This window comes from Bowmanella denitrificans (assembly GCF_002887595.1).
Taxonomy (GTDB): domain Bacteria; phylum Pseudomonadota; class Gammaproteobacteria; order Enterobacterales; family Alteromonadaceae; genus Bowmanella; species Bowmanella denitrificans.
In genome coordinates this window covers 571,627-584,984 of record NZ_PEBU01000002.1, presented here as the reverse complement: position 1 = coordinate 584,984, position 13,358 = coordinate 571,627, and the positions used below count along the sequence as shown (strand labels likewise).

11 protein-coding genes are annotated in these 13,358 nt (G+C 49.1%); all 11 read right to left on the bottom strand.

The annotated features are described in order from the left end of the window. Position 1 precedes the first annotated feature (1 nt). A complete protein-coding gene (pepN, locus tag CSR04_RS06170) occupies positions 2-2,572 on the bottom strand; it encodes an aminopeptidase N (protein WP_102795370.1) in 2,571 nt (856 codons plus the stop codon). An 85-nt stretch (positions 2,573-2,657) separates the two neighbouring features. Further along, complete coding sequence (gene nhaC, locus CSR04_RS06165; RefSeq protein WP_102795369.1) at positions 2,658-4,112, bottom strand: Na+/H+ antiporter NhaC; 1,455 nt, start codon at positions 4,110-4,112, stop codon at positions 2,658-2,660. Positions 4,113-4,223: 111 nt separating this feature from the next. Further along, positions 4,224-5,558 (bottom strand): sodium-dependent transporter, encoded by a 1,335-nt coding sequence (locus CSR04_RS06160; protein WP_102795368.1) that lies wholly within the window; start codon positions 5,556-5,558, stop codon positions 4,224-4,226. Positions 5,559-5,720: 162 nt separating this feature from the next. Beyond that, positions 5,721-7,763 carry a carboxy terminal-processing peptidase gene (gene prc, locus CSR04_RS06155; RefSeq protein WP_102795367.1) on the bottom strand — a complete coding sequence of 681 codons (2,043 nt, stop codon included), beginning with the start codon at positions 7,761-7,763 and terminating at the stop codon, positions 5,721-5,723. A 3-nt stretch (positions 7,764-7,766) separates the two neighbouring features. Continuing rightward, positions 7,767-8,462: an RNA chaperone ProQ gene (proQ, locus tag CSR04_RS06150; RefSeq protein ID WP_102795366.1), complete on the bottom strand. Its 696-nt coding sequence runs from the start codon at positions 8,460-8,462 to the stop codon at positions 7,767-7,769. A gap of 18 nt (positions 8,463-8,480) precedes the next feature. Then, entirely contained in the window at positions 8,481-8,774 is a 294-nt protein-coding gene (locus CSR04_RS06145) for a hypothetical protein (protein WP_102795365.1), read from the bottom strand. Next, a complete protein-coding gene (locus CSR04_RS06140) occupies positions 8,771-9,235 on the bottom strand; it encodes a GAF domain-containing protein (RefSeq protein WP_102795364.1) in 465 nt (154 codons plus the stop codon). The genes CSR04_RS06145 and CSR04_RS06140 overlap by 4 nt, the downstream gene beginning before the upstream one ends. Before the next feature lie 158 nt (positions 9,236-9,393). Next, on the bottom strand, positions 9,394-10,068 hold the full coding sequence (locus tag CSR04_RS06135; protein ID WP_102795363.1) for an SIMPL domain-containing protein: 675 nt from the start codon (positions 10,066-10,068) through the stop codon (positions 9,394-9,396). A gap of 137 nt (positions 10,069-10,205) precedes the next feature. After that, complete coding sequence (locus tag CSR04_RS06130) at positions 10,206-10,454, bottom strand: hypothetical protein (protein WP_102795362.1); 249 nt, start codon at positions 10,452-10,454, stop codon at positions 10,206-10,208. Between the two features lie 78 nt (positions 10,455-10,532). Further along, the gene (locus tag CSR04_RS06125; RefSeq protein ID WP_102795361.1) at positions 10,533-11,183 is read right to left on the bottom strand and encodes a response regulator; all 651 of its coding nucleotides are present in this window, start codon (positions 11,181-11,183) and stop codon (positions 10,533-10,535) included. An 87-nt stretch (positions 11,184-11,270) separates the two neighbouring features. After that, the gene (gene acs / locus CSR04_RS06120; protein WP_102795360.1) at positions 11,271-13,214 is read right to left on the bottom strand and encodes an acetate--CoA ligase; all 1,944 of its coding nucleotides are present in this window, start codon (positions 13,212-13,214) and stop codon (positions 11,271-11,273) included. Between the last annotated feature and the right edge of the window lie 144 nt (positions 13,215-13,358).

Below are 13,358 nucleotides of genomic sequence, written 5' to 3'. Positions count from 1 at the left end.
CCTAACTGCTCAGCTTGAGGGCCTTACTGACTTTTTCGAACAAGTCACGGCTTAAGGATTTGTTATCAAGTAATCTGGCTAACTGCTGAGTCAGCAAATCCTGCCGACGGTCATCCAGATGGGCAAAACCCAGCATCGGCGTAATCAATCGCGATGCCACCTGCGGATTGACCACATCCAGCTTCAGCAAGTAGTCCGTAACGAAGCGATAACCACTGCCATCAAGCGCGTGAAAGCCTGCCGTATTGTAAAAGGCAAAGCTACCAATCAATGCCCTGACTTTGTTAGGGTTGTTAATACTGTACATAGCATGGCTGGTCAGCAGTTGCAGTTTTGCCAGGCTGTCTTTATGCTGATGACTGCCGTGTAAGGCAAACCATTTGTCCATCACCAGACTGTCTGCCTGCCAACGGCTTTCAAAATCCTGCATTAACCCCGAAAACAGCGGGTGGTCGGCCTGCTGACAAGCTTTGAGTATGGCCAGGGTATCGGTCATATTGTCACTGGCGGTATAGGCGCTCTGAAGCAAGGCGCTTTGGCCTTGTCTGTGCGCCAGATAGCCCAGACACACAGCGCGCAGGCGGCGTTTCTGCACCTGGTCAGCTTCGTAGATATAAGACTGTGAAGACGATGCGCTTAATGCCTGCCATTGTGGATGGAACCTGTCGGCCAGTAACCGCTTTAACGCGTTTCTGGCATTTAGCAAAGCATCCACATCAATACGTTGACGCTGCTGAGCTAAGGTTTCAAAGCTGGGCAGTTCAAGCATTTCGGCGGCCAGCGCCCGCTGTTCAGGAGCGAATTCCAACACACCTTCAAACAGGCGTTGCAGGTTGTCTGATAGTACCGTTTGCCCTTGTTCTGCCGCCCGATGCAGCGCTTCACTGATAAGCTGCTGACTGGCATCCCAGCGTAAGAATGGGTCCTGTGCATAGAGTACGGTATTCAGCAGCCCTTGCTCATCTTGCTTAAAATCCAGTTTCACTGGTGCGCTAAAGCCTACCAGTACAGCCAATTGCGGCTTTGTTTCAAACTGCCCAAGTGTAAATGTCTGACTTTCTTTAGTAAATGACAGTATCTGACTTTTGCTGCCATGCGTACCTAACACTTCAAGGGCGATGGGTAGATGCAATGCCTGTTTATGCGGCTGATCCGCGGTTGACGGTGTGTGCTGATGCAGGGCAACTGTAAACTGCCCACTTTGCGTGTCGTACTGCTCATCGACTCTTAACACTGGCGTGCCGGATTGGCTGTACCAGCGTTTGAATAGTTCAAGGTTGACGTTATTGGCATCCTGCATGGCCTGCACAAAATCGTCACAGGTCACGGCCTGACCATCGTGACGGGAAATATACAGATCCATACCCTGCCGAAAGCCTTGCTCGCCCAGCAAAGTATGCAGCATACGTATCACCTCAGCGCCTTTGTCATACACAGTCACGGAGTAAAAATTGTTCATTTCCATGACTTCAGCCGGGCGAATCGGATGTGACATCGGTCCTGCATCTTCGGCAAACTGATGCTCACGCATGACCTTAACCTGCTTGATTCGCACAATTGCCGGGTCAGCCATATCCGCGCTGAATTGTTGATCGCGAAATACCGTCAGCCCCTCTTTCAGACTGAGCTGAAACCAGTCCCGGCAGGTAACTCTGTTGCCGGTCCAGTTATGAAAATATTCATGGGCAATCACCGATTCAATATTAAAGTAATCCTCGTCGGTGGCCGCTGCGGCGTCAGCCAACACAAACTTGCTGTTGAACAGATTCAGTCCTTTGTTTTCCATGGCCCCCATATTAAAAAAGTCCACGGCGACGATCATGTATATATCCAGATCATATTCCAGACCATACTTTTGTTCATCCCAGGCCATGGCTTTTTGCAATGACGTCATGGCATGTCCGGCCCGATGCAGATTGCCTTTATCAACGAAGATTTGTAATGCTACCTTTCGCCCACTTTGCGTAATAAATTCATCTTCCAGCAAGTCGAAGTCGCCTGCGACCAGGGCAAACAGGTAGCTGGGTTTGAAAAAGGGATCGTCCCAAAGTACCCAGTGACGACCGTCTGGTAGCTCACCAGCATCCACTTTATTGCCGTTGGACAACAAATAAGGGTAACGGGCTTTATCCGCGGTAATCTTGACCTGGTATCGGGCCATTACATCTGGCCGGTCAAGAAAGTAGGTGATTTTGCGGAAACCCTCAGCCTCACATTGAGTACAAAATGCCTGACCTGATTTATACAACCCTTCCAACGAAGTGTTATTGGCCGGGTCAATATGGGTCACAATACGCAAGGTGAATTCGTCAGGCACTGACGCAAACGTCAAATCCGTGTCGCTACCCTGTGGCTGCACAGCCTGGCCATTAATCTGTACCTCCGTCAGCTCGAGCTTCTCACCATGTAGCACCAATGGCCTGTCATGATCTCCCTGGCGAACAATCTTGCTGGTGGCAATTACCTGTGTTTGATGGTCATCCAACTCAAACTCCAGAGACAATTCAGGAATCAAAAAATCTGGTTGTTGATAATCAGCCAGTCTCATGGCCTTTGCACGGGACTCAGACATAACGCCTCCTTGGAACGATGTATTTTGATACTGAGAATAGCAAACCTCCGCCAGGCGAGGCGGAGGTTTAGAGGATGGAATAAATTTAAGCCTTATTTTCCTGTGGTACTGGAATACGCAGAATCTTAATGCCTAGGTAAGCATAAATAATCGCTAGTACCGGACTAATGAGGTTGAAAAAGGCATAGAACAGATAATTCAATGGGTCGACTTTTAGCACAGAATGCATATAAGCACCGCAGGTATTCCAGGGGATCAAGGGCGACGTAATGGTGCCACCGTCTTCCAGACTGCGGGACAAATTCAACTGATGCAGGCCGCGTTTGGCAAACTCATCTTTATACATACGTCCCGGCATCACAATGGACATATATTGGTCCGCAGAAATCAGGTTAGTGCCAAAACATGTCAGGATGGTTCTGGACACCATGCCTCCGGCAGTTTTTGCGCCATGTAACAAGGTAGCGACGGCACGCTTGAGTAATCCGGTTTTTTCCAATACCGCGCCAAAGGATAAGGCACACATAATCAGCCAAATGGTATTGAGCATACTGGACATACCGCCACCACTGAGCAGGTCGTTAAGGTCAGCATTGCCGGTATCCAGGCTCACACCGTCATATAGTGCGTGCCAGACAACGGTGACACTGGCCAGCCACCCTTCTCTGCCTTCGCTGGCCAGTTTTGTAATCAGCTCAGGTTGGAATATGACTGCCCATATACCCCCCAGTAAGGCACCGATAGAAACCGCCGGAAACGCCGGCATTTTGCGAATAGCCAACGCCAGTAACACCACCAGTGGCACCAAAAGCAGCGGACCCAAATTAAAATTCTCTGCCAGTAACGTCTGCATCTGCTGAATTTTATCCATGGATGCATCGCCGGACGCATTCAGACCAATCACCAGGAACAGAATCAAAGCCAGCACAAAACTGGGAATGGTAGTCCATAGCATATAGCGAATATGCTCAAACAGCTCAGTACCGGCAACTGCAGGCGCCAGGTTGGTGGTTTCAGACAAAGGCGATATTTTATCACCAAAGTATGCGCCGGATACCACCGCACCGGCGGTAACCGCTTCTGACATACCCATACCATTGGATACACCCATTAGCGCCACGCCTACGGTGGCGGCAGTAGTCCATGAACTACCGATGCTCATAGCAACGACAGCACAAATGACACAAGTGGCCGCATAGAATACCGATGGATTAAGCAGTTCAAGACCATAGTAAATCAAGGTTGGTACGGTACCTGCCAGTAACCAGGTGCCGATCAATGAGCCCACAGCCAGCAGAATCAACACGGCTCCCAATGACAGTGAGATACCATGCACTATCCCTTCTTCAATTTCTTTCCAAGTAAAACCGTTTTTGATCCCAATCAAAGCGGCAATGCCCATGGCGATCAATAATGCAATTTGATTCGGGCCATAGGATGAGTTATCCGAAAACAGAATGACGGACGACGATAACAGGGCAACTAATACCACTATAGGGATCATGGCATCGAGTAAGGAGGGTTGTCTTGGCTTTGACATTCTAATTATTACTCCAGGCACCTGACCTTGCTGCAAAACTGGTTAAAACAACAAAATCGGGTATGCAGGCGGCGTTTCGCCGCCCAGATTAACGAAAAGGTTAAAAGGTGATTATTGCACCGAGCGATAGAACATCAAAATGATGATCACGGGGCAGACAAAACGCACGTACCAGGGCCATACTTTCCAGAACAGGCCTTGATGAGCATCAGGATCACTGCTTTGCAGCTCTTTGAGGATTTCATTGCGCTTCCACACCCAACCAGCAAAGATGCACAATGCCATGCCAAGCAATGGCTGGCTGTACTCAGTGGTAAGTGAGATCACCAGACCGAACAAACTGCCAAAGTTAAACGCAATAATGGCGCTACACAGGAATATCACCGTAGCAATCATCCATACCGCCTTTCTACGCGCAATCCCTTTATTTTCCACTACATAGGCCACCGGTACTTCCAGCATGGAGATGGAAGAGGTTAAAGCGGCAATAATCATCAAAGCAAAAAAGGCCATAGCGACCAGGTTACCTGCCCCACCCATAGTATCGAACAAGGCCGGTAATACGGTGAAGATCAGGGTGTCGCCGTCTATCAGCTCACCGGCGTCGGAAAAAATCTGCACACCATTATGCAGTGCCACATACATAGCCGGAATAATCAACAAACCGGCCAGTATGGCCACGCCAATATCCACTAGCGCAACCGAAGCCCCCAGACTTGGCAGCTTCTCCTGCTGGCTGACATAGGAGCCGTAAACCAGCATGGTTCCTACCCCAAGCGACATTGAAAAGAATGCCTGGCCCATAGCACTGATTAATAAATCCGGGCTCAATACCTTAGAAAAATCCGGCACCAGATAAACTTTCAGACCTTGCATAGCGCCGTCCAGGGTCATCACATAGGCGATAAGCAACAGGATAATCACGAATAAGGTTGGCATCAGTCGCACTGACCATTTTTCTATGCCTTTACTGACACCACCTGTAACAATACCCGCGGTTAACAGCATAAACAGGCCACAACAGATCAGGTTTCGCACCACTGAAAACTCAGTCAGCCAAGTGGCAAAAGCGGTCATCCCGGCAATAGTGGCCAGAGCCTCCACGCCATACGCCAGCATCCAACCGCCAACAATGGCGTAAAACGCCAGAATAAGTGAAACCGTGACAATGCCCCACAAACCCGTGGCTCGTCCCAACCAGTGGCCGGAGATCTGACCTAGCGCATCCACCATATTGGAACGGGTGGCCCGGCCAATAAGAAGCTCGGCCATCAACACCGGATATGCCAGCACAAAGGCCAACAACATGTACATCAGGACAAAAGCTGCACCACCATTACTGGCAACCTGAGTCGGAAAGCCCCAGATATTCCCCAGTCCCACTGCCGACCCTGCGGCGGCCAGAATAAATCCCAGCCTGGAAGAAAATTCCCCTCTTACACTCATCTTTCAACCTTAGTTATTGTTATAGTGTTCTTATCAATCTCATCCACCTGGGACAAGTTGGCCAGTCTATGCTGACTTTTTGCCGTCCTGGCACGCTTTCTAAACGCCAGATACAAACAGGGCTATGATGTCATAGCCCTGTTGGTGCAACGGTGAGTTACGTTACTTACTGTGGATGGCGTATTTACCTGTTCCCACCACGTCGTAAGTAATGGCGGCAGCTTCATCCAGCAGTGGGTCGAGATTTTCCAGTGCTTCAGGCAGGTCGTCAAGGTTTTCAACCTTTTCCAGGCCCATACGGGCTAAACGTTCATTGGCACGCTGCAGTGCTTGCTGTTCGTTTTCCTGCTTTTCCTTGCGTCTTTCTGACTCTACCAAAGAAATGGTTTTATCATCCTTACGCGCCTTGTATTCACTGATATCCTGCATGATGTAAGCAAACTCAGGATCTTGCATGATACGGCTGTCATGGCGACCGGCGACATCCCTGACGGTGGCACTGGTGTCACCAAAAGTGGTGTAATTGGCTCTGGGAATGCTGTCCCATGGCAATGCATTCTCTTCGCGGCTTTCGCCCCATTCAGCAGGATCAATAGGTGACGGGAACAGAATGTCTGGCACTACGCCTTTATGCTGGGTACTGCCACCATTTATGCGATAGAACTTAGCTATCGTGAATTGCACACTACCCAGCGGGTTGTCATACAAATCATAAATCCGCCCAAGACCACGATGCTGTTGAACCGTGCCTTTACCGAATGTTTGTTCACCAACAATCAGCGCTCGCCCATAGTCCTGCATGGCCGCGGCAAAAATTTCAGAAGCAGATGCGCTATACCGGTCAACCAATACCGTCAGCGGCCCTTCATAAAACACCACGCCGTCGGTGTCCCGTTCTTCGCGGATTCGTCCGGCGTTGTCACGAATTTGTACCACAGGACCTTTGTCTATAAACAACCCTGTCAGCAATGTGGCTTCCGTTAACGAACCGCCGCCATTACCTCGTAAATCAATGATGATGCCCTGGACTTTCTCTTCTTTGAGTTTATCCAGTTCCTTTTTTACATCATCGTGCAAGTTATTATAGAAAGACGGAATGGTAATGACCCCTAGCTTGTCACCTTGATTCGGGCCTTTTTCGGGAACATACACCTTAGACTTGGCGGCTCTGTCTTCCAGCTTGATCTTATCGCGGGTCAGGCTAACGACGTCAGGTGTGCCACTGTCCGATGCAGACCCTTTAAGTACCTGCAAACGCACGATGCTGCCTTTAGGGCCTTTAATCAGGTCGACGACTTCGTCCAGTCGCCAACCCACCACATCAACAAATTCTTCGTCATCCTGAGCCACACCAATAATGCGATCTTCGGGCTTAATCTGCTTAGACAGGTCAGCCGGCCCACCGGGCACGATGGAGCGGATCACTGTGTGATCATCCTGAGATTGTAATACCGCGCCGATCCCTTCAAATGACAGGTTCATTTCCATCTGGAAGCGCTCAGCATTTCGTGGTGACAGGTAGCTGGTATGCGCTTCAATAGTGCGGGCAAAGGAGTTCATCAGCGTTTGAAAAACGTCTTCGCTTTCAGTTTGTTGCAAGCGCTTAATGGCGCGCTCGTACCTTTTGGTCAGCAGCTCTTTAATGCCAGCGTCATCTTTACCGGCAAGTTTGAGGTTAAGCGCGTCATACTTGACACGCTGACGCCATAGCTCATCCAACTCTGCATCGTCTTTTGGCCAGGCCGCATCTTCACGGTCATACTGAAATACATCGCCAGCCTTTTCGAAATCAAAGCTTTTATCCAACAGAGACAATGCAAACTCATACCGTTCAACACGACGTTTCAGGTTGGTTGTGAAAATGTCGTAAGCACCTGCCAAATTGCCCCGTTCAAGTGCATCATCAAAGCTTTGGCGGTACTTCTCCATAGCTTTGATATCCGCGGCGATAAACAGATTTTTATTGGGATCCAAGGACTTAATAAAACGGTCATACACTTGACCGGACAGCGCATCATTCAATTCAATCTCTTTATAATGCGCCCGGCTGAACAACGAGGATATTCGTTTGGTAGCTACAGCATGCTGCGATTCTTGTTCCAGATTGGGTAAATCGTGAGCGCTGGGTGCGGTGGCAACCGCACTTGCACCAAATGTAGCAGCAAGCAATGCCGCGGCAACTGAGACTTGAATCGCATTCTTCATGTTTTACCTCTTGGGACGGGCTAACCTCAGGCTTTCTGCTGGTACTTTTACCACCATGCCTGTGTTCAATTGAACGTGCACCCCTTCTTTACCTACTTCATTGATGGTACCTGGCATTGGCATTTTGCCAATTTTGACGGTCACTAAGGTACCGGCTACCAGATCAGTATCGCTCAATTTTTCCGGTGGGGATCTCTTTATTGGTTTAGGCTTTTGGAAATTAGTTCCATCGCCAGCCGCTTTACCACCACTTTTGGGCCTTTCAGCCCCGTTACTGTCAACTTTAGCAGGGCCCGCGTTTGCTGCAGACTTTTTGTAACGATTCTTTGCATCGGGGCGATTTTTAGCCTGCTCTTTGCGTTTTTCAGCCACGCGTTGCTTGCTTTCAGCCAACTGTTGCTGGGCATGCTCGGCATGTTGCTTTTCAATTACTGCATCGTCTTTGCCATCCAGGTCGACACGATGCGCCCCTTCAACTACGGCATGCAAATATCGCCAGCTACTGGTGTAATGACGCAACGATGCGCGCAGCAGGGTTTTACTAACCCGCTCTTCATTCTCCAGGCGTTCGACCAGATCCTGAAATATACCAACTTTAAGGGGCTTTGCCTGACCTTCAATACTGAAGCAGGCGGGAAAGGTTTCAGCTAAAAAAGCAATCACTTCTTTGCTGTTTGAAAACTTCTGTGGGCTATCCATTCGCTTACGTTCTAAGGGTTAATCTAAGTGTGCACCAGAATGCTCATCATCCCAAGTTGCCACTAGTTGGTCAACCCAGTCATAGAGCTCCGGCTCGTCAATATCCAATAAATATTGGTCCTGATGCCAAGTTTCCCAGATATGTTGCAGCATCAGCTCTAACTGATGGCTGTCAATATCATCGTCAACACGGCTGTACAGATAATGTAAAAGTTCGTTGAGGCGATCTGCGGCATCCACCGCCTGATCTTCCCAAAATTCCATATCGGCTGGCGTCGCCAGTACAACATGGATATCAATACTGGACTTCACGCTAACGCTTCCTGAAGTACCGATATTAAATTTTGTAGTCCCTGCAGGTCTTCCTGATCGAAACGGGCCTGGCTTGGGCTGTCAATATCCAACACCCCCATTAATTGTGCTCCCTGATAAAATGGCAGGACAATTTCTGAATTGGATGCGGCATCACAGGCAATGTGCCCTTCAAACTGATGTACATCCTCGACTAATTGCGGTTGTCCAAGCTTTGCCGCAGTGCCGCAGACTCCTCGTCCCATCGGGATACGGACACAAGCAGGCTTACCCTGGAATGGACCCAGCACGAGTTCATCGTCTTTAAGCAGATAGAAGCCAGCCCAATTAATATCGGGTAAGTGCATCCACAACAACGCACTGATATTGGCCAGATTGGCAATCAAATCCTTTTCCCCTTCCATCAGCGCACTGGCTTGCTGAACGACTTCCCGGTAGAGCTCTGATTTGACTTTCGGCATGTAGGCTTGAAATCCTGTGACTAAAGGCGCACAAGGTACTGCTATTCCAGAAAAAATAAAACCCCTTTATGGGGTCATTTGTCTCATCAACTCAAATGGGCAAGGGTTTTGGTTATAAGTGGCCAGATTTTGTGCAAACCCAGCCACTTTATACATGATTACTGAACCAACTCGAACGTCACTTGCACTTGAGCATCAATATTCATTTGGCCAGCCATACTGCCAGATGCATCTTTCATCAGCATTCTCGATTCCATCGCCATGGCCATTGGGCGATAGGCCGAGGATTCACTAACCGACACCACTTTGCCCACTTTTGCCCCCAAACTCTTAGCCAGCTTTTCTGCGCGAAGCTGCGCGTTCTTTACCGCCAATTCCAGCGCACTTAGATATAAATCCTGTTGATTCTCAACATTGTGCTGGAAACCGTCGATGCGCGTGGCACCAAGTTTCAATACGCCATCCAAAACTTTGTCATATAGGGCCAGTTCCCTGAGACTGACTTGAATTTGCCTGGCCAGCACAAAGCCCTTTTGCTCAGACCCTGAGTCTCGGTGTTCATACCAGGGATAAAGCTGGACATGCATAGATTGAATGTCCCGTTCTTTAACCCCCTGTTTGAGCAAGAAGCTCACCAACTTATTGGTTTTGTCTGTCACGGTTTCGTTAAGCTTGGATACCACCGGGCCTTTTTCTTCTATGTACAAACTAAACTGGAACAGATCCGGCACGGCACTAACATTCGCCTGCCCCATCACATTAATGGTTTTGTCGTCAGCAACAGCCGTGAGTGACGCACCAACAAGCATGAACATAGCAATCAGTTTTCTCATAGAATTTCCTTAATGAATAAAGCTGCTGCCAGTATGCCGATGCTGACTGAACCTTTTATGAATCCTGGCTAACTGCCGTTGAACAGATAGGCGGACCTTATCTCGAGACCAGCCCAACTGGTACTTCTGCGGGGTAGCTACAAGCCCTGCTGGTTAAAATAAACCACGGCACCAGCAACAAAATTAACCTGAATATGACGCCCGTCTTTGTTGCCCCAGATACATTCCTGATTTGCCACACCGTCTTCGCATTGATCGGCGTTGCCCAAAACCTGAATCACTTCACGGTAACTCATACCGGTTTCCAACTGTTCGTAGTTACCCATATTGAGTTTTGAGCAAGCGCTCAAACAGAACAGAGCTATCATCAGAGACAGAAGTTTCATATCGCTTTCCTTGTTGTATTTAGGCTCCCATTTGATATAGCACAAAATATTCAGAGAGATACAACATGGTGCCAACGACTAACTTTTACCTGGCGGCTCCAGTTGCAGCTTCTCAGCCAATAATACCGCCTGAATACGACTGTATACGTCCAGTTTACGAAAGATGGCAGTGACATGGGCTTTTACAGTGGCTTCTGTAATGCCCAGCTCATAGGCGATTTGTTTGTTTAGCAGGCCATTGTGAATCAAATAAAGCACTTTGTATTGCTGCGGGGTAAGATCTGCCACCTTTTGGGCAAGGTCTCTGTCTTCATCACTGATTTTGTGTAATTTGTCTTTTAATGCATCAGGTACCCAGTTATCTCCTTCCAATATACTGTTAATCGCCGAAGCGATTTGTTCAGAAGATGACGACTTGGGAATAAAACCCAGTGCACCGAACCCCATTACCCGTGACACCACTTCCAGGCTATCGGTACCGGATATCACTGCCACGGGGACAGTGGGAAAATCCTGTCGGACGCGGATTAAGCCATACAGGTCACCAGACCCCGGCATATGCAAGTCCAGCAGGATGAGATCCACATCATCATGTTCCTGCAGTGCCTTTAAGGTGGAATCCAATGAGTCTGACTGAACCAATGTCAGTGCATCAAATTTCAATTGCAAAGCACCAGCCAGTGCTTCTCGGAATAAGGGATGGTCATCGGCAATCAGAAACTTAGCCATGGCGACTCCATTGTGACATTGACAAAAAGGCCGCCAGCAGGCGGCCTTTCACAGTGTCGGTCATTTTCTAGATCGACACCAGTTTTATCAGCGATTCAAACGCTTATCTATGAGTGAGTCGACGACCGAAGGGTCGGCCAGGGTAGAGGTATCACCCAGGCTTTCAAACTCATTGGCGGCAATCTTACGCAGAATACGGCGCATAATTTTGCCTGAGCGGGTTTTCGGCAAGCCATGGGTCCACTGGATAAAATCCGGTGTGGCAATGGGACTGAGATCATCACGAACCCATTGACGAACCTGCTTAGTTAACTCTTCAGTGATTTCAACCCCATCGGTTGGCAGCAGGTAAACGTAGATACCCTGCCCTTTGATATCATGGGGATAACCAACCACCGCAGCTTCAGCTACGGCAGGATGGCCGACCAGAGAACTTTCAATTTCGGCCGTTCCCAGACGGTGGCCTGACACGTTCAACACATCATCAACCCGGCCTGTGATCCAGTAGTAACCATCTTCATCACGTCTGGCACCATCACCGGTAAAATACAGGCTGTTGTAGGTACTGAAGTAGGTCTGTTCGAAACGCTCGTGATCGCCCCAGACGGTTCTGGCCTGGCCGGGCCAGGAGTCTTTAATTACCAGATTACCTTCTGTGGCACCATCCAGGAAGTTGCCTTCAGCATCCACCAGGGCCGGCTGTACACCGAAGAAGGGCCGGGTTGCAGAACCAGGCTTAAGGTCAGTGGCACCGGGAAGTGGTGTAATCATAATGCCGCCGGTTTCGGTCTGCCACCAAGTGTCAACAATCGGGCAACGGCTATCACCAATCTTATCGTGATACCACTGCCAGGCTTCCGGATTAATAGGTTCACCCACACTACCAAGCAGACGCAAGCTCTTGCGACTAGTGCCTTCGGCAGGAAAATCGCCTTTGGCCATCAGAGCACGGATAGCCGTCGGCGCTGTATAGAGAATGTTGACGTTATGCTTATCGACGACCTGTGCCATACGACGAACATCAGGATAAGTTGGCACCCCTTCAAACATCAGTGAAATAGCCCCATTGGCAAAGGGGCCATAAACAATATAGCTATGCCCGGTAATCCAGCCAACATCGGCGGCACACCAATACACATCACCAGGCTGATAATCAAATACGTACTGATGTGTCATGGCGGCGTATACCAGGTATCCACCGGTGGTATGTACAACCCCCTTGGGTTTGCCTGTTGAGCCAGAAGTATACAGCACGAAAAGAGGATCTTCTGCGCTCATTACCTCAGGTTCACAGTTGGCTGAACAATCTGCTGTGGCTTCATGCCACCAGGCGTCGCGTCCATCTTGCATGTGAGTAGGTTCATCCAGTAACTGATAAACAATCACACTTTGAATACAGGCGGTTGTATCTTTTTCCAAGGCCTTATCAACGTTGGCTTTAAGTGGCACTTTATTGCCACCACGACGGCCGTAGTTAGCGGTAATGACCAGTTTGGCCTGACAATCTTCTACCCTGTCGGCAATAGCATTGGGTGAAAAACCGCCAAAAATCACCGAATGCACTGCACCAATGCGGGCACAGGCAAGCATGGCATAGGCTGCTTCAGGAATCATCGGCATATAGATAATCACTCTGTCGCCTTTGCCTACGCCCTGTTTTTTCATGGCGTTGGCCAGACGGCATACTTCATCATGCATCTGCTGATAGCTGATAGTTTTGCTGACGTTTGGATCGTCACCTTCCCAGATAATGGCGGTGGCGTCAGGGTTGGTTTTCAGATGGCGGTCAATACAGTTATAACTGGCGTTAAGCTGACCGTCGGCAAACCATTTGATATCCACATTGCCACGGGCGAAGCTGGTTGACTTCACTTTGGTATATGGTGTTATCCAATCCAGTCTCTTGCCCTGTTCGGCCCAGAAGCCCTGCGGATCTTCCACCGACCATTGGTACAGGCGCAGATACTCGGCATTGTCGGCATGAGCAGCCCTAGGTGGATAAGATGAAACAGGATAAATTGCATGCGACATTGTCAGATCTCCATATAATTTTCGTTGCAATACTAAGGGGCCAGCCCGGCTAAAGTATTAGACCATGGTCGTAGCAGACCAGATTAACACCGAATTAAAACAGACTTTACACCCCTTTAACAATAAGCTTCCCGCCCCATTGAG